Annotated in this window: 24 protein-coding genes; 13 read left to right on the top strand and 11 right to left on the bottom strand. The window is 65.1% G+C overall.

Going from position 1 to position 22,212, the window contains the following annotated elements:
• Window positions 1–239: 239 nt before the first annotated feature.
• Both eccD and mycP read left to right on the top strand, forming a co-directional pair.
• Complete coding sequence (gene eccD, locus DSM43276_RS17770; protein ID WP_078327725.1) at window positions 240–1,775, top strand: type VII secretion integral membrane protein EccD; 1,536 nt, start codon at window positions 240–242, stop codon at window positions 1,773–1,775.
• The gene (mycP, locus tag DSM43276_RS17775) at window positions 1,772–3,214 is read left to right on the top strand and encodes a type VII secretion-associated serine protease mycosin (protein WP_078327726.1); all 1,443 of its coding nucleotides are present in this window, start codon (window positions 1,772–1,774) and stop codon (window positions 3,212–3,214) included. Before eccD ends, mycP begins: the two co-directional genes overlap by 4 nt.
• Window positions 3,215–3,230: 16 nt before the next feature.
• Here mycP and eccB read toward each other — a convergent pair whose 3' ends face one another.
• Window positions 3,231–4,709: a type VII secretion protein EccB gene (gene eccB / locus DSM43276_RS17780; RefSeq protein WP_078327727.1), complete on the bottom strand. Its 1,479-nt coding sequence runs from the start codon at window positions 4,707–4,709 to the stop codon at window positions 3,231–3,233.
• A 207-nt stretch (window positions 4,710–4,916) separates the two neighbouring features.
• Between eccB and eccE the strand changes: the two genes are divergently transcribed.
• Window positions 4,917–6,551 carry a type VII secretion protein EccE gene (eccE, locus tag DSM43276_RS17785; protein WP_078327728.1) on the top strand — a complete coding sequence of 545 codons (1,635 nt, stop codon included), beginning with the start codon at window positions 4,917–4,919 and terminating at the stop codon, window positions 6,549–6,551.
• Between the two features lie 13 nt (window positions 6,552–6,564).
• Here the strand turns inward: eccE and DSM43276_RS17790 are convergent, their stop codons facing one another.
• The gene (locus DSM43276_RS17790) at window positions 6,565–7,119 is read right to left on the bottom strand and encodes a CGNR zinc finger domain-containing protein (protein WP_078327729.1); all 555 of its coding nucleotides are present in this window, start codon (window positions 7,117–7,119) and stop codon (window positions 6,565–6,567) included.
• 72 nt (window positions 7,120–7,191) lie between these two features.
• Here DSM43276_RS17790 and DSM43276_RS17795 point away from each other — a divergent pair, with 72 nt between their 5' ends.
• From DSM43276_RS17795 to DSM43276_RS17815, 5 genes are all read left to right on the top strand, one after another.
• A complete protein-coding gene (locus DSM43276_RS17795) occupies window positions 7,192–8,244 on the top strand; it encodes an EamA family transporter (RefSeq protein ID WP_078327730.1) in 1,053 nt (350 codons plus the stop codon).
• Window position 8,245: 1 nt separating this feature from the next.
• Complete coding sequence (locus DSM43276_RS17800; protein ID WP_078323529.1) at window positions 8,246–8,896, top strand: cutinase family protein; 651 nt, start codon at window positions 8,246–8,248, stop codon at window positions 8,894–8,896.
• A 10-nt stretch (window positions 8,897–8,906) separates the two neighbouring features.
• Complete coding sequence (locus tag DSM43276_RS17805) at window positions 8,907–9,896, top strand: alpha/beta fold hydrolase (RefSeq protein WP_078327731.1); 990 nt, start codon at window positions 8,907–8,909, stop codon at window positions 9,894–9,896.
• A gap of 132 nt (window positions 9,897–10,028) precedes the next feature.
• Entirely contained in the window at window positions 10,029–10,580 is a 552-nt protein-coding gene (locus tag DSM43276_RS17810) for a cutinase family protein (protein ID WP_078327732.1), read from the top strand.
• Window positions 10,581–10,638: 58 nt separating this feature from the next.
• Entirely contained in the window at window positions 10,639–11,355 is a 717-nt protein-coding gene (locus tag DSM43276_RS17815) for a cutinase family protein (protein ID WP_078327733.1), read from the top strand.
• Here DSM43276_RS17815 and truA read toward each other — a convergent pair whose 3' ends face one another.
• The 9 genes from truA to DSM43276_RS17860 all read right to left on the bottom strand — a co-directional run bounded on the left by truA (window position 11,356) and on the right by DSM43276_RS17860 (window position 17,446).
• Window positions 11,356–12,240, bottom strand: a complete 885-nt coding sequence (truA, locus tag DSM43276_RS17820; protein ID WP_078327734.1) for a tRNA pseudouridine(38-40) synthase TruA — start codon at window positions 12,238–12,240, stop codon at window positions 11,356–11,358.
• A 4-nt stretch (window positions 12,241–12,244) separates the two neighbouring features.
• Window positions 12,245–12,820 (bottom strand): 50S ribosomal protein L17, encoded by a 576-nt coding sequence (gene rplQ / locus DSM43276_RS17825; protein WP_078323524.1) that lies wholly within the window; start codon window positions 12,818–12,820, stop codon window positions 12,245–12,247.
• A gap of 57 nt (window positions 12,821–12,877) precedes the next feature.
• Window positions 12,878–13,930, bottom strand: a complete 1,053-nt coding sequence (locus tag DSM43276_RS17830) for a DNA-directed RNA polymerase subunit alpha (protein ID WP_070909418.1) — start codon at window positions 13,928–13,930, stop codon at window positions 12,878–12,880.
• Between the two features lie 76 nt (window positions 13,931–14,006).
• Window positions 14,007–14,612, bottom strand: coding sequence for a 30S ribosomal protein S4 (rpsD, locus tag DSM43276_RS17835; RefSeq protein WP_078297681.1), 606 nt, complete (start codon window positions 14,610–14,612; stop codon window positions 14,007–14,009).
• Between the two features lie 16 nt (window positions 14,613–14,628).
• Window positions 14,629–15,045, bottom strand: a complete 417-nt coding sequence (gene rpsK / locus DSM43276_RS17840) for a 30S ribosomal protein S11 (RefSeq protein WP_078308581.1) — start codon at window positions 15,043–15,045, stop codon at window positions 14,629–14,631.
• 4 nt (window positions 15,046–15,049) lie between these two features.
• On the bottom strand, window positions 15,050–15,424 hold the full coding sequence (rpsM, locus tag DSM43276_RS17845; RefSeq protein WP_030096736.1) for a 30S ribosomal protein S13: 375 nt from the start codon (window positions 15,422–15,424) through the stop codon (window positions 15,050–15,052).
• Window positions 15,425–15,593: 169 nt separating this feature from the next.
• A complete protein-coding gene (gene rpmJ, locus DSM43276_RS17850; RefSeq protein WP_003886927.1) occupies window positions 15,594–15,707 on the bottom strand; it encodes a 50S ribosomal protein L36 in 114 nt (37 codons plus the stop codon).
• Between the two features lie 28 nt (window positions 15,708–15,735).
• A complete protein-coding gene (gene infA / locus DSM43276_RS17855; protein WP_003418601.1) occupies window positions 15,736–15,957 on the bottom strand; it encodes a translation initiation factor IF-1 in 222 nt (73 codons plus the stop codon).
• 205 nt (window positions 15,958–16,162) lie between these two features.
• Window positions 16,163–17,446, bottom strand: a complete 1,284-nt coding sequence (locus DSM43276_RS17860; RefSeq protein WP_078327769.1) for an FAD-dependent oxidoreductase — start codon at window positions 17,444–17,446, stop codon at window positions 16,163–16,165.
• Between the two features lie 130 nt (window positions 17,447–17,576).
• Between DSM43276_RS17860 and DSM43276_RS17865 the strand changes: the two genes are divergently transcribed.
• The 5 genes from DSM43276_RS17865 (at window position 17,577) to DSM43276_RS17885 (ending at window position 22,184) form a co-directional block, all read left to right on the top strand.
• Entirely contained in the window at window positions 17,577–18,089 is a 513-nt protein-coding gene (locus tag DSM43276_RS17865; protein ID WP_078327770.1) for a hypothetical protein, read from the top strand.
• A 61-nt stretch (window positions 18,090–18,150) separates the two neighbouring features.
• Complete coding sequence (locus DSM43276_RS17870; RefSeq protein WP_078327735.1) at window positions 18,151–19,695, top strand: flotillin family protein; 1,545 nt, start codon at window positions 18,151–18,153, stop codon at window positions 19,693–19,695.
• A 29-nt stretch (window positions 19,696–19,724) separates the two neighbouring features.
• Window positions 19,725–20,549 (top strand): LLM class F420-dependent oxidoreductase, encoded by an 825-nt coding sequence (locus tag DSM43276_RS17875; protein ID WP_078327736.1) that lies wholly within the window; start codon window positions 19,725–19,727, stop codon window positions 20,547–20,549.
• 20 nt (window positions 20,550–20,569) lie between these two features.
• Complete coding sequence (gene rfbB / locus DSM43276_RS17880; protein WP_078327737.1) at window positions 20,570–21,565, top strand: dTDP-glucose 4,6-dehydratase; 996 nt, start codon at window positions 20,570–20,572, stop codon at window positions 21,563–21,565.
• A gap of 1 nt (window position 21,566) precedes the next feature.
• Window positions 21,567–22,184 carry a dTDP-4-dehydrorhamnose 3,5-epimerase family protein gene (locus DSM43276_RS17885; protein ID WP_078327738.1) on the top strand — a complete coding sequence of 206 codons (618 nt, stop codon included), beginning with the start codon at window positions 21,567–21,569 and terminating at the stop codon, window positions 22,182–22,184.
• Window positions 22,185–22,212: the final 28 nt, after the last annotated feature.

A 22,212-nucleotide genomic window follows, 5' to 3' on the forward strand; every position in this document is an offset into this window, starting at 1 on the left:
GCCCCCGCGCTACATCTCGTGGCTATTTCGCATCCACGCTACCGCCCAGCCCACGGCGGGCTACAGGATAGGGCCGTTATATCCGGTGCCGCAACGAATTCGCTCACAAGACGCCGGAGCCGCTGGTTGCGCGGTTGACGTTCGCCCGGATGCACCGAACCGCTGGCGGCGCTCAGCCGCGTTCGGCTAGTGTGCATGCGCAAAGATCAATGACCGTGGGGGCAGGTAGGGGGCACAGCATGACACATGCGCAGTCGGGCGCCGAGCAACGTTCGGCGGTTCTCGAACTGTGCCGCGTTTCCATTCAGGCCGACCGCACTCAGGTCGACCTGGCGCTGCCGACGAGTGTCCCGCTCGCCCTCTTGGTCGGCTCGGTCGTCGACATCATCAACCAACATGTCGGTGTCCCCGAGCTGACCAGCCCGGAGGACGCCGTGGAAACGCACTGGCGTTTGTCCCGGCCTGGTCAGCCACCGCTTCAGATGTCCAGCACCCTTGGGGAGTTGGAGGTTCGGGACGGCGATCAGCTCGTCCTCACCGCGTCCGATGTCACCGCACCGGACCCACTGTTCGACGATGTCTTTCTCGCCGTGTCCACATTCCGGACCGTGTCGGCACATCCGTGGAGCCGCACCGCCGCTCGAATACTCGGCGCTTCCGCGTGCGGACTGGCCGCGGTACTCGGCGCGACGGCGCTGTTACGCGCCGGTGCGATAAATCCCGGCCTGCTCCTTCCGATCATTGCCGTCGCGATCGCCGTGGTGGCCATGACTGCCGCGGTCTTCGCGAACAGGGTCTACGACGATCCGCTCGCCTCCGTGATGCTGAGCCATTGCGCCGTCGGCTTCTCCGCGGTGGCGGGAGCGCTGTTCGTGCCGGGAAAGTACGGCGCCCCCCACGCGATGCTGGCACTCATGGTGGCGATGGTCGTCTCCATCCTCGCCATGCGCGCGACCGGCACCGGAACGATGTCGCTCGTCGCGGTCGCGTCGGCATCATTACTCGGGTTCGCAGCGGCGCTGGGTTACGTGCTTTTCGACCCGCCGATCTACAGCCTTGGGGCCGTGCTCGGCGCGGTCGGAATCTGCTCGGTGGCCCTTTCACCGCGTGTGGCAATGGCTCTCGCCCGACTACCCCTTCCCCCGGTGCCCACGCAGGGCGCACCATCTCGTCCCGAACATTCAACGGCACCGATAGAAGCCATCGAGGGCCTGGACGGACTGGATACCGAGGGTGACGACGTCGAGGACGCCACGGCGCTGCCGCCGCTCCCCGACCTTCGCGAGAAGGCCCTGCGCGCGCACGCCGTGCTGACCGGGCTGGTGTGCGGAACATCCGCCGTCACCGCGGGGGGCGCCATGCTTGCGGCGCTGACCTTCCCCGGTGCGGGCGACCATCACCCCACCGGTGCACACCGATTCAGTGGTGTGGTGCTCGCCGGATTGATCGCGCTGGCGATGATGCTGCGAGCCCGCTCGCATGCCGACCTCGCACAAACAGTGGCGATCAACCTGGGCGGCTTGGCCATTCCCGTAGCGGGATTCGCGTTCATCGCCATCGCGTACCCGACGGCCGCCGTGTTCACCACCGCGTTGATGGCGATCGCGGCCGGTTCGGCCATCGCTCTCGGCTTCCTGGTGTCGGCGCGCAAGTACTCTCCTGTCGCGCGTCGCACGGTAGAGATCATCGAATACATCGCGCTGTCGCTGATCGTTCCGGTGGCCGTCTGGGTATGTGGCGTGTACAGCGCCGTGCGGGGATTGAACCTGCCATGAACCTCGGCGTGGGCAGCCGTGTCGCCACCGCCGCAGCCGTTGCGATGTTGGCGATGTCCTCACAGCTGGCGACCGGTTCGATGCACCTGCTCGCGACGGCACACGCGTTCGCTCCGCTTCCGGTCGATCCGGGCATGCTCCCCGGCCCGCGTCCTCCCGCTCCCATCGAACCCACGGAGCAGAAAGAACTGTGCCGATTCCCGGGCATCGATCCCAAGCGCGACCTCAACAAGGTGCCCACGCAGCAGCGCGGACTGGATCTGCCGTTGGTCTGGCAGCTGTCGCGTGGTGGTGGCCAGACGGTCGCGGTGATCGACACCGGCGTGGCACGCAGTCCACGGCTGCCACCCCTCATCCCCGGCGGAGACTACGTCTTCGAGGGCGGCAACGGGACTCAGGACTGTGACGCGCACGGCACCATCGTCGCCGGAATCATCGCGGCCGCACCGGATCCCACCGGGGCAAGCGCGTTCAGTGGTATCGCACCCGATGTCAGCCTCATCACCATTCGGCAATCCAGCGCGAAATTCGCGGTGAAGAACAAGGGTGGCGGGAACGACAGAGACGACCCCTCCAAGATTAGCGGAGTCGGAAACGTCGACACCCTGGCGATGGCGGTGCGCACCGCCGCGGACCTCGGCGCGACAGTCATCAACATTTCCGAGGTGGCGTGCGCCTCGGCCAAACAATTCCTGGACGATCGACCGTTGGGCGCCGCACTGCAGTACGCCGTGGACGTCAAAAACGTCGTGGTGGTGGTCGCCGCGGGCAATGTCGGCGACGGGCAGTGCAAGAACCAGAATCCACCCCCGGACCCGGCTCGACCCAACACCCCGGACTGGGATGCGGTCCTGGAGACGGTAAGTCCCGCTTGGTACAACGACCTCGTCCTCACGGTGGGCTCGATCGGCCCGGACGGCCAACCCTCCAAGTTCAGCCTCGGCGGTCCGTGGGTCGATGTCTCCGCTCCCGGTGAAGACATTGTCTCCCTGGACCCCAACCGCGATGCGCTGACCAACGCCTACATGGGCGAGCAGGGTCCGGTACCCATTCAGGGCACCAGCTTCTCTGCGCCGGTTGTCAGCGGCGTTGTCGCGCTGGTGCGTTCACGTTTCCCTCAGCTGAGCGCGCGTGAGGTGATGGACCGCATCAAGAACACCGCGCACCGCCCGCCGGGCGGTTGGGACCCCTATCTGGGCTACGGCGTGGTGGACGCACTCGCCGCGGTCAGCGACGACCTCGGCACCACGAGTGATCTCGCCCGGGCCAACGCGGCCAAAAAACTGCAGCTGCCGCCCGCACCGCCACCCGCCGACCCGCGGCCGCGACGCGTCGCGCTGATCGGAATAGCAGTCTGCGCGGCATTTCTCGCCGCGGCGCTGGCGATGCTGGCGCCGGTGCGCAAGCTGCGACAAGGCCGGGACAACTCCACCGAGTAACGCCGACAGCGCACTGTTACGCGGGCGCGGTGCTCGATGTTGACGGATTGATCGCCAAACCTGTCTTGTCAGGCGGCATTCCGTCGTGCACGACAAGTGCGTCTTCCTTGCTCAGCCGCGGCCCCGGCGGGAGCAGCCCAACGACCGGCCACGGTGCGGGAACGGGTTCAACCGTGAGCCCCAGGGATTTCGCGGCCTCCAGGTTCCCGATGCCGAAGCGCACGCCGGTATCGAGGATGAGGTAGAGAGACTCGGCGCGTCCGGTATCCCCGCCCAGGCCGGTGGACCGGATGAAGGCGCTACGCGCGGGCGGAATGTAGGCGGTGTCGACGTTGGGGCCTTCCTTGTCGGCCTGCGCCAGCACCACCGGCACCTGATCGGTCTTCAACGGCAGCGAGTTTCCCATCAACAGCTTGGTCGTGGCGTGCTCCTGCGTCTTCTCCTGACCGGGCTTCCAGCTGCTGCACAGCACCGACTTCTCCGGGACGTCCACGATCTTGCCCGCGCGATCCGGAAATGTCTGCACCGCAAGCGGGTTGAGGCTGGGATGCCCCGAAATCACATCGGGAGCGACGGCGACAATGTCCTGCGCACCCTGGGAATCGGAAAATCTGATCAGATCCGCGGTGACCTCATTGACGCGTTGTACTCCACCGGAGAGCACGACGTAGTACTCGGCAGAGTCCGCCCGACTCATCTTGATGACCGACCCCACCCGAACACCCGCGGTGGTAATGGGTGAGGGCCCTCCGGCGTCCGGGATGGGCGGCGGAGCGATGGCCGGCACCTCGGGAATGGCGTTGAGCACGGACATCGAGATCGGCCGCGGTGTCACACCTTCGAGACGCAGCGCGCGGGTCACCGCGGGGTTCGCCAGGTCGACTGCCGCGCGCTTGCCGTCATAGAGCAGATACATCTGGCTGTTCACCGTCACCAGGGCATACCTGTCCTTCGGCATCTCCTGATTGCCGTTCTCCAGGGTCACCTTGCCCGCGATCACCGTGGAGGTGACCGTGGAGCTCGGCGGGGGCGTCGCGATATCGCACACCGTCCAGATCGTGTCGTCACCCGTCAGCGGGGCCGGAATGGACGCCGGCGCACCGGGAATCCCGACCAACGGACCGCGGCGCGCCTTGGCCAGCTCCGAGTCCTTGACCGGCTTGGGATTCTCGTTGTTTCCGGAGATCAACCGCGCGGACGCCAAATTGAGTGCGGGATGAAGTGTGTCCTGGATCCGGACATAGACGGCACCGGTGTCCTTGGCCATGACAATGGGCTGATCGCCCAGCGGCATGTTGGGCCGAAAGAACGCCAAGATCGCACAGCCGGCAACGACCACGGTGGCCAGCACGATGCCGACCATGAGCGAACTGGACTGCGCCCGCATCGGGTCGTGGATCATTCGGACGTCACGGCGAACCAGTGCGTGCTCCATACGCCGCACGAGGAACCGGTACCCGCTGACCTGCAACCGGGTTGTCGGTTGTCGCGCCATCGTCCCCCCTCCGGGAAATCTGCGAAACTCGGATCTACGACCTCGTGATGCCACCAGGCCGGCCCCCAGATCTTGTTAGATCCTACGTACGGGCCACACGGCCACGCAGCCTATTGCAATACTGGGCAACCACGATAGGTTGCGGGTGGCAGCCGCGGTGCCCCAATCGGGTTGGCGCGGCGCAACGGCGGGACAGAAGGGGGAAAGGTGACCTCGAGCGGGGCGGCTCCGGAACAGGTACGTCGGGCCACGATGCCGATCCAGATCATGGTGATCTCGCAGCTGCTGATTCTCGCCGCGGTCCTGGTCTCCTTGCTGTTCGGCTGGCCGTGGTGGGCCGCACTGCTGATCGCGATCGTGTCGTTGGCACTGGTCCTCGGCCGATGGGGAGGTCAGACCGTCAGGCATTGGGCGGTTACCGGATTCAAGTATCTGACGGGCCGCACCTACCGAAGCTCGGGCAGCATTGCCGACACCCCCAGCAGCCAGGACAGCTGGACCGGAACCCGCTGGGAGAACGGCAAACTCATCACAGTGCTGGAAGTCAGTGCCACCCAGCGCCATCCCGCGGTCATCACCCCGGATCACTGCGCCACCGACTCCCTGGTGCCGCTGCGCGTGCTGCGGGAGTGCATGCATCAAAACGATATTGAGCTCGAAAGCATCGATGTCATCAGCAACGGCCAGCGCACCGCACAAGGGACGGTCCTGCGCGGTGGATACGACCGACTGGTGGGCCCACTGCCTGCCGTCGCCATCCGCACCGTCTGGGTGGTACTGAGGTTCGATCCCGGCGTGAACGTCGACGCGGTATTCCGGCGCGGGGGCGGCCGCCGCGGCGCGGAGAGATGCGCCGTCATCGCCACGGCACGAGTCCGGCGAGCACTGGCGGCGGCCCACTGCGCCAGCACCATCCTGCAGGCCGGACAGATTCACCGGATCAGCGCCGAAATGCTTCGCCAGTACGCGGGCGCGCCCATGCACGAGGAGTGGAGTGGGCTGATGCTGATCGACTCCTACAACGTCGCCATGGGAATTGATCCGTGGTACATCACCGATGCCACCCTGACGGGACTGTGGGCCCGGCCAACGCTGGAAACTACGGTGACCGTTCGGCTGCGCCCTGCCGCGAAGGGCCGCACATCGGTTGGCGCACTGGTCCGCTGGGCAACCGACGAACAACTCCCGGTGCGCCACTCCACCGGAATGACCTCGCTCAACGGCAGCCAACGCGACGCATTCTTCGCCGGACTTCCCGTGGGCGCCATCGGGTTGGAGTATCTGACCCGCAGCATCGAGATGAGCAACGAGGAGCTCGACGGCATTCATCTGCCGACATCGGGCTGCGGGCAGCTGATCGGATCGGATATGTCGGGCCGCGCGATCGCGGCAAGGCTCTCCGGGCTGGGCGTTCATACCGTGGTGGTGCGCGCCGAACTCTACGTATGCCAGCAGGTGGTGCTGAGGTCGGTGGCAATCGGCGCGCTCGTGGTGGTCTACACCGACCGTCCCCACATGTGGGATGTCATGGTGACCTCGATTGGCGACGCCAATCGCATCCAATTCGCCAGTGGCCCGGGCTTTATCGATCCCCGATGCACGCTGGCGGTGGTGGACGGGATGCAGCCGACCGCTTTGCCCAGCAACTGCACGGCCGTGCACATCATCAGCAGCGAGTACGACGCGCTTCCGGCCCGGCCGGATGTCATCATCGACCAGCCCAACGGCTATGGCGACCACATCCTCCTGACCGCCGGCGCTGAAACCATCCAGGTCCGCCTGGTGACGGTCAGCGATGAGCTCGCATACCTGGGCCGGCCGATACAAGCCTTCGCGCAGTAGCGCTTTCGCGCCACTAGGGCTCGTCGCGCATACGCCCCCGATAGGCGGCCACGTGCTGCCGATTGCCGCAGTTCCCGGTGTCACAGAACATCCGGGACCTGTTGCGCGACAAGTCAACCAAGACGGCATCGCAGTCCGGGGCGGCGCAGGTCTTCAGGCGCCGCTGCTCGCCGGTGCGCACCAGATCCGCGAACACCATGGCGGTCTCGGCACCGAGACGGTCCGCCAGCGGCGCATCACTGGCGGCCATGTGCAGATGCCAATCCGGCTCCTCGACATGTCGGGTGAGCCACGGCGAGGCGTGGGTATCGGCGAGCAACGCGTTGACCTGCCGGACCACATACTCCTCGTCGTTGATGTGCCCCCAGATATCGCCCAACCGAGTCCGTAGCGCCTTCACGGCCCGCAATTCGGCCTCGTCTCCGTCCCGTCTGCCCGTCCAGCCGTACCGATCCAGAAGCGGCGGCAGTGCGCCCGGATCCGGGAGTAGCTCCCGGTCGTTGCGCGCGGTGTTGATCAGCTCAGCGGCCGACTTCAGCCCTTGCTCCGTGTCATGAGTGAAAAGCATTTGACACCTGACATCCTTCACTTATACGGTCATGACCGTATTCGATTTTACTCATGACATGCGGGAGGTGCGGTGAACGACAAGGCCAATTTCCGGGCCGGTGTAGCCCTCGCCCTCGCCTCGGCCGCCACATTCGGCTTTTCCGGCCCCTTCGCCAAGTCGCTCATGGCGGCCGGCTGGTCATTGACCGCGGTCGTCACCGCACGCCTGGCCACCGGCGCCGCTGTCATGGTCGTGGCGGCCTGCATCGCGGCCCCCGGGTGGTTCTCCGAGGCCCGGCGCCACGCCAAAGTCGTTGTGCTCTACGGAATCATTCCCGTCGCCGGCGCCCAATTCTGCTATTTCGGCGCGGTCAGGCACATGTCGGTCGGTGTGGCGATGCTCCTGGAGTTCCTGAGCCCCATCCTGGTGATCGCCTGGATCTGGTTGTCCACACGACAACGCCCACACGCCCGTGTACTCGCTGGCGCGGCACTAGCACTAGTAGGAATGCTGCTGGTACTCAACATCTTCAGCGGATCCCGCGTAGAGCCGGTGGGGGTGCTGTGGGGTCTGGGAGCGGCGGTCTGCGCCGCGTACTACTTCATCTCGTCACACCGCGCGGGCGGCAAGGCACAAGGGCTGCAACCCATCACCCTGACTACCAGCGGGCTGCTCGTCGGAACCATCGCGGTGGGCGGCTTCGGGCTGACCGGCATCATGCCGATGGCCTTCTCTACCCAGGCTGTGCAGGTCGCGGGCTGGCATGCGCCGGTTTACGTGCCCATCCTCATCCTCGGGGTAGTCACCACCGCGATCGCCTATCTCACCGGTATCGCCGCCATTGCCCGACTCAGGCCGAGCTACGCGTCCTTGATCGCGCTCACCGAGGTGCTGTGCGCGGTGATCGCGGGATGGGTGCTCCTCGGGGAAACTATCGCACCCATCCAGTACGCGGGAGCTGCGGTCATTCTCGCGGGACTGGTTCTGGCACACCGGGGTGCGGATACTCCGGCAGACCCCGAATCCAGCACGGCCGGGCACACAGCTTCTTTACCTGCGGGATTGAAATCACATGGCAGTGACAGCGAATTATCCGTAACCTCAGTGTGTGACGCTACAGCCGAATCCACGCCCAGCCAGTAAGTTGCTTACCGCCGCCGCTCGTGCGGCGGTTGTTTCGGTTGCGGCAATCATGTTGACTACGGGTCTCGCGGTCATTCTCCCCGCTACCGCTTCGGCGGCTTGTCCCAATGTCGAGGTGTCGTTCGCCCGCGGCCGCAGCCAGCCGCCCGGACTGGGCAACATCGGCGAGGCATTCGTCAGCGCGCTGCGCAATCGTGTCAAGAACCTCAATGTCTACGCGGTGCGCTACGACGCCAATACCGACGTGGGCGGTGGGGCCAACGACCTGAGCGCCCATCTGCAGCAGACGGCCAACAACTGCCCCGACACCAAGCTCGTCGTCGGCGGCTACTCGCTGGGTGCGGGCGTGGTCGACACCGCTCTCGGAGTGCCCGGCCCGGTGCAGATCGGCAACCTCTTCTCCTTCGACAACCCCGTGCCACCGGAGGTCGGCGACCACATCCGCGCGATCGTGACATTCGGCAACATCGTCAACCGCTTCGCCCCCATCCAGAATCTGGCCGGCGCGTACGGCGACAGAGTGCTGGATCTGTGCAACGACGGCGACCCGGTCTGCATGGACGGAAACCAGGACACCTGGAAGTCCCACACCTCCTACCCTGCCGCACTGATCAACCAGGCTGCGGACTTCGCGGCCGCCAGGGTGAACTAGCGTCGCCTGGGTGACTGTTTCCCAGATCACCCACCGTCAGCTGCATGTCAATGGGATCGACATGCATGTCGCCGAGCAGGGTGAAGGTCCGGCGGTTGTTCTGTGTCACGGCTTTCCTGGGCTCTGGTACACCTGGCGCCACCAACTGGCCGCACTTGCCGCGGCCGGATATCGGGCCATCGCACCCGATATGCGCGGATACGGACGCACAACGGCGCCTCGGGACCCTACGGCCTATGACCGCGACACCACCGTCAACGACCTCGTGGGACTTTTGGACGCCCTCGATCTGCGAGATGCGGTGTTCTGCGGGCACGATTTCGGGGCACATCTGGTGTGGGACATGCCCGCCCGGGCCGGGGACCGAGTCCGCGCACTGATGCAGCTGTCGGTGCCGCGTACCCGACGACTCCCGGTCAAGCCGAGCGTCGGCTTCAACTACCTTGCCTCTCAGCACTTCACGCACCTGGAGTATTTCCAGGAGCCGGGCGTGGCAGAGTCCGAGTTGGACCCGAAGCCAAAAGCTTTCCTGACCAAGCTGTTCCACGCCCTCAGCGGCGCGAACCGCTATCTGGATTGCTGGGACCACCCGGCGCAGGTGGATGGCAAGCGCAATGGCTACCTGGACGTACTTCCGACTCCCCCTCCCCTCCCGTGGAATTGGCTGTCCGAGCAAGATCTCGACTATTACGCGGCCGAATTCGCGCGCACGGGATTCACCGGCGGCCTCAACTGGTATCGGGCCGAGGATCTGGTGTGGGCCCAGAACGAGCACCTGCACGACACACCCATCGACGTACCGGTGGCCTTCATGGCGGGATCGGCCGATCCGGTCCTGGAAATGCTCGGTCGCGACCCGATGACGGCGATGGCCGATCTCGTTCCCGGTCTGAGGTCAGTTCTGATCGTCGAGGGAGCCGGGCACTTCGTGCAAATGGAGCGGCCGGACGCGATCAACTCGGCGATGGTCGAGTTCCTGGCGTCGCTTCCGCCCAGGTGATGCGGCCCATACCGCACCGACATGACAACCAGGTTGACTTACCCGTAGCATTCGCGTGTGACGACGCACAGTGCTGTTTCACCTGCAATCTCGCACGTCCGGAGGCCCGGATATGTCCTCGCTGCCCTGCTCATGTTCATCAGCCTGGTGACCATTTCGCAGCCGGCGCCCGCGAGCGCCGATCCATGCGCCGCCGTGGACGTCTCGTTCGCCCGCGGCCGTGACGAGCCAGACGGTCTGGGCCGTGTGGGTCAGGCGTTCGTCGATGCTCTGGGCCCCAAGGTCGGCAGCATGAACGTCTATCCCGTGAACTACAGCGCCGGACTGCTCTCCACTGGGGAAGGCGCCGACGACCTGCGCGGCCACCTCAGTGACGTCGCGGCGTCGTGCCCCAATACCAAGCTGGTGATCGGCGGGTATTCGATGGGCGCAACCGTCGTAGATGACGTCGCCAACAACCCGCCGCCGGACGTCGGCGGCCGGATCAGGGGGATCGCGACATTCGGGAACATCGATCGTCGTGGTGGCGGGATGACCGGCCCCCTCGCCGGACGGTGGATCGACCAGTGCAATCCCGGCGACCCCGTCTGCCAGGAAGGCGGCCGCTCATGGACCGCACATCAGACCTACGAGCAGACCAATCTGCCCTCGCAGGCCGCATCGTTCGTGGCGGGCAAGCTCTAGCGCCGAGCACACTCCACGAAACGGCGCGCGGGAACTTGCTGACCCGTAGCATCGTGCTGTGACCACGCATCAGCGGGGCACGAGGGTCGGCGTTGTCCTGAGTTATCTTGTCGCCCTGACGGTGTTCGCGCTGTCAGCGGTGAATGTTGTCGGACTTGTCTATGCGGTACCTCAAGCATCGGCAGATCCGTGTTCGGATGTCGACGTCTCGTTTGCACGGGGACGTAAGGAGCCCGTCGGGTTGGGCCGGGTCGGCGACGAGTTCGTGGACTCCCTGACCCCCCGCATCCAGGCCACCGGGGCCAGTCTGAACGTCTACCCCGTCAACTACGACGCAGGAATTTTCTCGGCTGGCGGCGGAGCCAATGATCTCAGCAACCACCTGCAATCGGTGGCCGCCAACTGTCCGCGGACCAAGTTCGTCATTGGTGGGTACTCGATGGGTGCCGAGGTGATCGACACGATCATCGGCGTTCCCAACGTGGGGATCGGGTTCAACCGCCCCCTGCCTGCCGCGGTGGGCGACCGCGTCGTCGCCATCGCGACATTCGGCAATGCCACCCACCGAACCGGTGGCCCGCTCAGCGGCATCGCTGGCGTATTTGGTTCACGTGCAATCGATCTGTGCAATCAAGGAGATCCGATCTGCATGGCCGGGCCCAACAACAGCTGGGATGCCCACACCTCCTACGAACGCACCGGGCTACCCGCTGAGGCCGCAGCCTTCGTCGCCTCGAAACTCAACCGGCACGGCGAAGCCGAGTCCGCCGAGTAGTCAGTCCTGCCGGACTCGAATGTCGCGGGTGATCAACACGCGTGCCGCCATCTCGTCGTCCGGCGGATAGTCGACACCGACCAGCGTCAGTCCACGCGCCGGTGCGGCCGCGAAATCGCTTGAACGCCTTTCCTTTTTAAGCAAGTCGGCACACCACTGCACCGGCCGCCTGCCCTCTCCGACGACCAGCACCGCGCCCACCAGCGAACGCACCATCGACCAGCAGAACGCGTCGGCACTCACGTGCGCGACCAGTTGATGCCCGTCGACCGCCCAGTCGAACCGCTGCAATTCACGGATCGTTGTGGCACCGTCACGATGACGGCAGAATGCGGCAAAATCGTTCAGCCCCAGCAATTTCCGCGAAGCCTCGGCTATAGCGTCGACGTCCAGTGGACGGTGCCATCCGACAACCTCATGCCGCGCAAGAGGCAGCACCCCGAACGGTGCCGTCGATATCCGGTACTCGTAGTGCCGTCGCAAGGCGGAGAACCGCGCGTCGAAATGCGCCGGGGCGCGGCAGATGTCAAGCACGCGCACATCTTTGGGCAGGAAGCGCGATAGCCGCCGGATCAGCCTGCCGAATTCGGGCGCATCCGCAGAGCGAGATCTACCGAGAATCTCAGGGAGCCGGGCGTGTGGGATGTCCAGATGCGCCACCTGGCCTGTCGCATGCACACCCGAGTCCGTGCGTCCGGCGGCATAGAGCGACACCGGCTCGCCCACGATGGTCGTGAACGCCTCGCCCAGCACCCCCGCGACCGTGCGCTGGCCGACTTGAGTCGCCCAGCCCGCGAAATTAGTTCCGTCGTAGGCGATGTCGAGCCGTAAACGAACCAGCCCGCCACCGTCTCCGGTAGCGGGCTGGTTGTCAGAGGTGACCAAAGGGTCACTCCTTCTTGTCTGCGTCCTCGGCTTCGGGAGCCTCGGCAGTGTCAGTTGCGGCGTCCGCCGCACCTTCGTCCTCGGCGGCCGCGTCATCGGCAGTGTCGGTCTCGACCTCGACGGCTTCCTCGGCGGGAGTCTCGTCAGCCTCAGCAGCGGCCGGAGCCTCAGCCTGCTTGGTCGAAGCGACCCGGCGAGCCCGGTCAGCCTCGGAGGTGACCGTCTTCTCCTTCACCAGCTCGATGATCGCCATGGGCGCGTTATCGCCCTTGCGGTTCTCGACCTTGATGATGCGGGTGTAGCCACCGTTGCGATCGGAGTAGAACGGACCGATCTCGTCGAAGAGGGCGTGGACGACGTCCTTGTCGCGGATCTTCTTGAGCACCTCGCGCCGGTTGTGCAGATCACCCTTCTTGGCGTGGGTGATCAGCTTCTCGGCGTACGGCCGCAGCACACGGGCCTTGGTCTCGGTGGTCTTGATCCGGCCGTGCTCGAACAGCGCGGTGGCAAGGTTGGCCAGGATCGCCTTCTGGTGTGACGACGACCCACCGAGCCGCTGACCCTTCTTGGGCTTGGGCATTGACTATCTCCTATTCGGGGCCGGCCCCCGTATCAGGTAGGGCCGGGACGGATTGTGTTAGAGCTGTTCGGTTTCGGCGAAGTCTTGATCGCCATCGAAGTCGTACGAACCGGTGTCGGACCACGTGCCGGTGGCAACGTCGTATCCGGCGACCTCGGACGGATCGAAGCTGGTCGGGCTGTCCTTGAGCGACAGGCCGAGCTGATGCAGCTTGATCTTCACCTCGTCGATGGACTTCTGACCGAAGTTGCGGATGTCCAGCAGATCCGACTCGGTACGGGCAACCAGCTCGCCGACGGTGTGCACACCCTCGCGCTTGAGGCAGTTGTACGACCGGACGGTCAGGTCCAGGTCCTCGATGGGCAGCGCGAACGAGGCGATGTGGTCTGCCTCGGCCGGTGACGGCCCGATCTCGATGCCCTCGGCCTCGACGTTGAGCTCACGCGCCAGTCCGAACAGCTCAACCAGCGTCTTGCCGGCAGAGGCCAGCGCGTCACGCGGGGTGATCGAGTTCTTGGTCTCCACGTCGAGCACCAGCTTGTCGAAGTCGGTGCGCTGCTCGACGCGGGTGGCCTCGACGTTGTACGTGACCTTGAGCACCGGCGAGTAGATGGAATCGACGGGGATACGGCCGATCTCAGCACCCGAGGCCTTGTTCTGCACGGCCGGGACGTAACCGCGACCGCGCTCGACGACGAGCTCGATCTCCAGCTTGCCCTTGTCGTTCAGGGTCGCGATGTGCATATCGGGGTTGTGCACGGTCACGCCGGCGGGCGGCACGATGTCACCGGCGGTGACGGCGCCCGGTCCCTGCTTGCGCAGGTACATCGTGACGGGCTCGTCCTCTTCCGAAGACACCACGAGGCTCTTGAGGTTCAGGATGATGTCGGTGACGTCTTCCTTCACCCCGGGAACGGTGGTGAACTCGTGCAGCACACCGTCGATCCGGATGCTGGTGACCGCCGCGCCCGGGATGGACGACAGCAGGGTGCGCCGCAGCGAGTTGCCCAGGGTGTAGCCGAATCCCGGCTCCAGGGGCTCGATGACGAAGCGCGACCGGTTCTCGGCCAGCGTCTCCTCGGACAGGGTGGGTCGCTGAGAAATCAGCATTCTTTTTCTATCTCCTTCTCGGCACCCGCTATTTGATGCCGGTCAAGTGGGTCTGCAGCAGAATCGCTACAGACGATTACTTCGAGTAGAACTCGACGATCAGCTGTTCGGTGAGCGGCACATCGATCTGCGCGCGCTCGGGGAGCTGGTGCACGAGGATGCGCTGGCGCTCCCCAACGACCTGCAGCCAGCCCGGGATGGGCCGGTCGCCTGCGGTCTCGCGTGCGACCTCGAACGGCAAGGTGTTCAGCGACTTTTCCTTGACATCGATGATGTCGTACTGCGACACCCGGTAGCTGGGCACGTCCACCTTCACGTTGTTGACGGTGAAGTGACCGTGGCTCACCAGCTGGCGGGCCATCCGGCGGGTACGGGCCAGGCCGGCCCGGTACACGACGTTGTCGAGGCGGGTCTCCAGGATCTGCAGCAGCTGCTCACCGGTCTTGCCGGAGTGCCGGTTGGCCTCGGCGTAGTAGCGACGGAACTGCTTCTCCATGACGCCGTAGGTGAAGCGAGCCTTCTGCTTCTCCTGCAGCTGCGTGCGGTATTCGCTCTCCTTGACCCGCGCGCGGCCATGCTGGCCGGGAGGGTAAGGACGCTTCTCGTACGCGCTGGAGCCACCGACGAGGTCGACGCCCAGACGACGGGACTTGCGAGTGACGGGTCCGGTATAACGAGCCATTTAGTTCAAACCTCCCTTAGACCCGGCGCCGCTTGGGCGGACGGCAACCGTTGTGCGGCTGTGGAGTGACATCGGAAATCGCGCCCACTTCGAGGCCTGCGGCCTGCAGCGAACGGATGGCGGTCTCACGGCCGGAGCCGGGACCCTTGACGAACACGTCGACCTTCTTGACGCCGTGTTCCTGAGCCTTGCGAGCCGCGTTCTCGGCAGCCAGCTGCGCGGCGAACGGGGTCGACTTGCGCGAGCCCTTGAAGCCGACGTGACCGGACGACGCCCAGGCGATCACGTTGCCCTGCGGGTCGGTGATCGAAACGATCGTGTTGTTGAACGTGCTCTTGATATGAGCGGCGCCGAGCGGGATGTTCTTCTTTTCCCGGCGACGGGTCTTCTGCGCCTTCTTGGGGCCCGCAGCGCCCTTCTTTGCTGGTGGCATGGTTTTACCTGGCCTTCTTCTTGCCGGCGATGGTGCGCTTCGGGCCCTTGCGGGTACGCGCATTGGTCTTGGTCCGCTGACCGCGCACCGGCAGGCCGCGACGGTGGCGCAGGCCCTGGTAGCAGCCGATCTCAATCTTGCGGCGGATGTCGGCCTGGACCTCGCGGCGCAGGTCACCCTCCACCTTGAGAGAGGCTTCGATGTATTCACGCAGCTGAGTCACCTGATCATCGGTCAGGTCCTTGCTGCGCTGCTCGGGGCTGATGCCCGTGGCGGCCAGGATCTCCTTGGAACGGGTCCGGCCAATGCCATAGATATAGGTGAGCGCGATTTCCATACGCTTATCGCGCGGTAGGTCGACGCCTACGAGACGTGCCATGCGGCAGTTCCTCTTTCATTCAACGAAGGTCTGTTCCCAGTCCGCCCCCTCTAGGTTGGGGCCCCGGCCTCCGTTCCGGGGGTGTCTGGCCGGCATACCCGGTCAGTGGTTCTGGGAGGTCATCATTCAGTTTTGTAGCTAGTCAGCCAGGTCCTTACGGAAGTCCTGACTAACCCTGCCGCTGCTTGTGGCGTGGGTCCTGGCAGATCACCATGACCCGCCCATGCCGGCGAATAACGCGGCACTTGTCGCAGATCGGCTTGACGCTCGGGTTAACCTTCACGTTCTTCGATCCTGTCTTGCGGTTGTAGTTACTTGTACCGGTAAACGATCCGACCGCGGGACAGGTCATAGGGAGACAACTCCACCACCACTCTGTCCTCGGGCAGGATGCGGATGTAGTGCTGCCGCATCTTGCCGCTGATGTGGGCGAGCACCTTGTGTCCGTTCTCCAGCTCAATGCGAAACATCGCATTGGGCAGGGGTTCGACCACCCGACCCTCGACCTCGATGGCTCCGTCTTTCTTAGCCATATCCTCCGCGATTCTGATTGCCTGCTCCGGCTGTCGCCGGCATGACACGGCAAACTTTACCGACCCTCGAACGTGAGCCGGTAACAGGAAAGTCCAGGACTGGGCACGCAGATAGTCGGCACGTAAGCCGCACCGTTGGTCAAGGATACCCGCGTAACGCCCCCAAACCAAACCGGCGAAGGGGGCCGCCACTCCCCCGGGCACCTCAGGACCAGGTGACTCCCGACCTGCTGATATGCGGAATCGCCGTGGGTCGCACCAGACCCGCTGTCAGCCAGGCACCCGCGATCCAGATATGAGGCGCCGACTTGGCGGCCATCGTGCGCCTGGCCCGCATCGATACGTCCGAACCGTCGAGGACTCGCTGCGCCCGCACCGACAGCATCCGGTTACGCACCCCCGACCGGCGCCGCTCGCGAGCACTGCGGTTGATCGCCAACCAGGCCGCGGCGAGATCGCTGGACTCGCCCAGCGCCTCGGTGATGGCCTCCGCAGCCGCGACCGCGTCGGACACACCCGAGTTGAGGCTGCGGCCGCCCAGTGGGGCGAACTGATGGGCGGCCTCACCCGCGAGCAGCACCCGGCGGTTCACGTCGGTGTAGCTCGCAGCTACTCCCTGAACGGTCTGATGCACCTCGACCGACCTGATGTGGTCCGCATACCAGGCATCACCGGTGAGCGCCGTCACCCACGAGCGCACCTGCTCGGTCGTCGGTGTCTCCGCATCGTTGGACAGGAGCTGAACATCGAGGCGCAGGCCGCCCGGGTACGGCAAGCGAATGGCGTGGCGCCCGCCGAGGTCGGGGTGGTGGTACTGGATCTGCACAGGCAGATCCACCGTGACACCGTCCGGATGCGGTTCGACGTCGATCACCACAGACGGCGGCGACGGCGGCCGCTCCGACATACCGATGCCCAGCGCCTGACGAATGGCCGACTTGGAGCCGTCGGCAGCGATGACGTAGCTCGCGCGCAGCCGGTCACCGCTGGCGAGGGTGAGCCGCGCGCCGGTGTGGTCGGTGCTGATGTCAGTGACGGCGATCCCGGAGTGGTACTCCACGCCCAGATTCAGCGCCTCGGCAAGCGTCTCATCTTCAATAGTGCGCTGCGACAGGCTCATTCCCCATGCCGCGGGGTTCCACGGACCAGGAATTCGCGACGGAGCGTACGAGGACATGACGAACACCGGACGGCCCTGATAGAAGGTTTGGACGCCATGGACCGCGAGCGCCGATTGACGCAACCGCGCGCCCAGGTCGGGTGCCACCCGGTCATATCGCCGTAACGTCGAGTGCCCGACGAAGGTCGCGCAGTTCCGGTGCCGCTGACGTTCTTTCGAACCGGCGGCCTCCAGCACAACCACGTGAATTCCCTGGCGTGCCAACAATGTGGCAGCGAGCAACCCGACAGGACCGCCGCCGACGATCACCACGGCATCGTCGGTGATGTCCCGACGCGCGTCCGCGGATACTGCCGCTAGGTGAGGCACCTCATGACGGTACCGCGCGCGGCCAATCAGGCGCCTGGTCAGCCCGGCAGCACGTAGCCAGCAGGACCGATTCATGGTACCTATGTCGGTAGTGGCGAACATCGCCGTCGGCAACGGGGAGGGGGGTCGAGTGGACGGTCTGACGATCGGGTACCTGGCAGCCTTCGCGGTCGGCGGAATAGCGGTGCTTTCGGCACTGCTGCTCACCGATATCGGCCATGGCGACGGGATGCCATTTATCAGCCTGACCTCGGTCTCTGCCGCATTGACGGGCGCGGGCGCCGGCGGATTCGTCGGCTCGGCCCTGGGCATCGCCGTGCTGCCGACAGCAATCATCGCCGGCGTGTGCGCTGTTGCGCTGGTGTCGATCCTGCAACTTTTCTTGACGTATCTGCGACGCCAGCAGGCGAACTCGCACTCGGGGCGCACGTCCTATGTCGGCCGACTTGGCACGGTGACCCTGGAGGTGCCCGCGGGCGGCGGCTGGGGCGAAATCGCGTTCACCGACGCCGACGGCAACCGGGTGCGTTCGCGGGCGATCACCGATGAGCCCCAGGGGCTGGCCAAGAACGCCGCGGTCTACATCGCCGACGTGGATTCCGAGTACCTGCACGTGGTCAGCATTCCCGAGGCAAGCCTCTGATGAACCCTCCACTTCACACCACTAGTTCACACCACTAGTTCTCACCACTAAGGAAACCTGCATGAGTTTGCTTCTCATCATCGTCACCATCGCCGTCGCGGCCCTGGTGATCTTCGTGGCGCTGCCGCTGGTCTACGTACGCAACTACATCAAGGTGCCGCCAAACGAGGTCGCGGTCTTCACGGGGCGCGGCCAGCCGAAGGTGGTGCGCGGTGGTGCCCGCTTCAAGATGCCCGGCATCGAGCGGGTGGACATCATGTCGCTCGAACCGTTCAACGTGAATATCAATCTGCAGAACGCGTTGTCCAACAACGGCGTCCCGGTCAACGTCGAGGCCGTAGGGCTGGTGCGCATCGGATCGAACGACGAGGCGGTGCAGACCGCCGTCCAGCGCTTCCTCACCGCCGATCTCAGCGAATTGCAGCGGCAGATCAACGAGATCCTGGCGGGCAGCCTGCGCGGCATCACCGCCACGATGACCGTCGAGGACCTGAACTCCAATCGCGACTCCCTGGCGCGCAGCGTCGTCGAGGAGGCCGGCGGCGATCTCGCCCGCATCGGTATGGAGGTCGATGTCCTCAAGATCGCGGGCATCTCCGACCGCAACGGATACCTGGAGTCGCTCGGCCAGCGCCGTATCGCCGAAGTGCGCCGCGACGCGACGGTCGGCACGGCCCAGGCCGAGCGGGACGCACAGATCCAGTCGGCTCAAGCCCGGCAGGCCGGCTCCATCGCGCAGGCCGAGGCCGATACCGCGATCGCCTCCGCCAACCAGAAGCGCGACGTGGAACTGGCCCGTCTGCGCGCGCAGACGGAGGCGGAGAACGCTCAGGCCGACCAGGCCGGGCCACTCGCCCAGGCGCGTGCCGAAAAGGACGTCGGTATCGCCCGTGAGCAGGCGGAGGCCGCGCGCATGCAGGCCCGCACCGAGGTGGAGCAACGCCGTACCGAGCAGGCCCAGGCCGCGTTGCAGGCCGATGTCATAGCCCCTGCCGAGGCGCGTCGTCAGGCCGACATCGCGATCGCGGAGGGCAGTCGGCAGGCCGCGATCCTGAAGGCGCAGGCAGATGCCGAGGCCGAGCGGCAGAAGGGTTCCGCGGAAGCCGACGCGCGCAAGGCAGCCGCGGATGCCTTCCGGATCGAGCAACAGGCCGCCGCCGACGGCACCAAGGCCAAGCTGATCGCCGAGGCGGAGGGCACCAAGGCCACGCTGATCGCCGAGGCAGACGGCATCAAGGCCAAGCTGCTGGCCGAGGCCGACGGTAAGAAGGAAGTCGCCGCGGCACTCAATGCCTACACGCCGGAGGCCGCCCGACTGCTCACGCTGCCGGACATCCTGGCGTCGGTGGTGCAGGCAACCGAGGCCGCATCGAAACCGATCGGCGAGATTGAAAGGCTGTCCATCATCGGTGGCTCCGGCGATGCCCAGGACGCGTTGGGCACCCTTTTAGGAGTGGGCCCGCAAGCAGTAGCGAAAGTGATTGAGAGCCTCAAGGTTTCAGGAATCGATGTGGCCGACTTACTGAACCGCACCCAGCAGGTCAAGGAATCCACGTCCCCTGCCCCCGCGCCCGCGGCACATCCGGAAGAATCGGTGCAGGAATAGCGACACCTCCTGCGAAGTTGGGACGCGACATGGGCGAATCGAACCTCAACCGGTACGGAGTATGGAACGGCGGTCCGGTCACACCGGAGCAGGCCAAGGCCATCGAGGATCTCGGCTACGGCTCGGTGTGGATCGGGGGTGTGTTCACCTCAGATCTTGCGTATGTAGAGCCGCTGCTCGAAGCGACCGAGAATCTCACGGTCGCGAGCGGCATCGTGAACATCTGGACCTCCCCCGTCGACGAGATAGCCGCCGCTTTCCATCGCATCGAGGCGAGTTATCCCGGGCGGTTCCTGCTCGGCGTGGGCGCCGGGCATCCCGAAGCATCGGCCGAGTATCGCAAGCCGTACGACGCCCTTGTCGAATACTTGGATGGGCTGGATGCCGCGGGCGTGCCGAGGGAACGCCGGGCGCTGGCCGCACTGGGACCCAAGGTGCTGAGGCTGTCCGCGGATCGCACCGCCGGTGCGCACCCCTATCTGACGACACCCGAGCACACCCGGGAGGCTCGAGCGATCATCGGTCCGGACGCCCTGCTCGTTCCCGAGCACAAGGTGGTGCTCAGCACCGACCCGGAGAGCGCACGGGCGATCGGCCGACGCACCGTCGACTTCTATCTTCAGTTGAGCAACTACGTAAACAACTGGAAGAGAATCGGTTTCAGTGACGAGGACGTCACGTCGCCGGGAAGTGACGCATTCATCGATGCCGTGGTGGCGCACGGAACCGCCGAGGAAATCGCCGCGCGTTTGCACGAACACCTAGACGCCGGCGCAGACCAGGTACTCATCCAAGTCCTGGGCGACAAGGGTTTGGTCGACACGTTGACCTCGTTGGCGGACACGCTTCGGTAATCCCCTACTAGGGTGAGTGCATGCGAATCTTGGTGACCGGCGGCGCCGGTTTCATCGGAGCCAACTTCGTACACGCGACCGTCCGGGAGCGGCCTGACGTCTCGGTGACGGTCCTCGACGCGCTGACCTACGCCGGCACCCGTGAATCGTTGGCCCCGGTCGCCGCGTCGGTCGAGCTGGTGCAGGGTGATATCTGCGATGCCGAGACGGTGGATCGGCTGGTCGCCGGCAATGACGTCGTGGTGCATTTCGCCGCAGAAACGCACAATGACAACTCGCTGGCCGACCCGTCACCGTTCCTGCGTAGCAACATCATTGGCACCTACACACTGCTAGAGGCGGTGCGCCGCCATGACGTGCGGCTGCACCACATTTCCACCGACGAGGTATTCGGCGACCTTGAACTCGATGACCCGAACCGGTTCACCGAGACCACGCCGTACAACCCGTCGAGCCCGTACTCGGCAACCAAGGCCTCGGCGGATCTGCTGGTACGTGCCTGGATGAGATCGTTCGGCATCCGCGCGACGATCTCCAACTGCTCCAATAACTACGGGCCGTACCAGCATGTGGAGAAGTTCATTCCGCGACAGATCACCAACATCCTCACAGATCGCAGGCCACGCCTTTACGGGGCCGGCGCCAATGTCCGGGACTGGATTCACGTCGATGACCACAACAGCGCGGTATGGCGCATCATCGAGGCGGGCACCATCGGACGTACGTATCTCATTGGCGCGGATGGAGAACGAGACAACCTGTCGGTGCTGCGGACCATTCTCGAACTCATGGGCAAGTCGCCGGATGACTTCGACCACGTCACCGATCGGGCCGGCCATGACCTGCGTTATGCCATCGACCCGACACCGCTGCGTGATGAATTGGGTTGGAAGCCAACGCATGGCGACTTCACCGGCGGCCTGGCCGCCACCATTGAGTGGTATCGGGACAACGCGGATTGGTGGCGCCCCATCAAGGATGCCGTGGAATCGCAATACGCCGCGAGGGGGCAGTGACGTGAAGATCCGAGAACTATCGGTGCCCGGCGCCTTCGAGATCACCCCGGTGCAACATCACGACAGCCGGGGCGTGTTCCTCGAATTGTTCAAAGGCACAGCACTTACCGAGGCCATTGGCCACCCGTTCGACCTGCAACAAGCCAATTGCTCGGTATCGGCGGCCGGGTCACTGCGCGGAATACACTTCGCCGACGTGCCGCCCGGACAAGCCAAGTACGTCACCTGCCTGACGGGGTCCGTGTATGACGTCGTGGTCGACATCCGCGTGGGGTCACCGACGTTCGGCGCTTGGGACGCAGTACTTCTCGATCCCCAAGACCGCCGCGCCGTGTATGTACCGGAGGGGGTCGGCCACGGGTTTCTGGCACTCGATGATGACTCGACGGTGGTCTACCTATGCTCCGCCGGATACGCCCCGGGCCGCGAGCACGGCGTCAATCCGCTGGATCCCACCGTCGGGATCGCATGGCCGACCAGCCGGCCCGACGGCACCGAGTTGCCACTGGTTGTTTCCGAAAAAGACAGTGCTGCACCATCATTGCTCGATGCCAGGGAGTCCGGCCTACTCCCGGCCGCCAGCGACGTTGCGGCATTCCTGGAGAGCCTCTCTCACTGATCGACGAATCTATCCACGCCACCGCGTG

The sequence above is a fragment of the Mycobacteroides salmoniphilum genome, assembly GCF_004924335.1.
Lineage (GTDB): Bacteria > Actinomycetota > Actinomycetes > Mycobacteriales > Mycobacteriaceae > Mycobacterium > Mycobacterium salmoniphilum.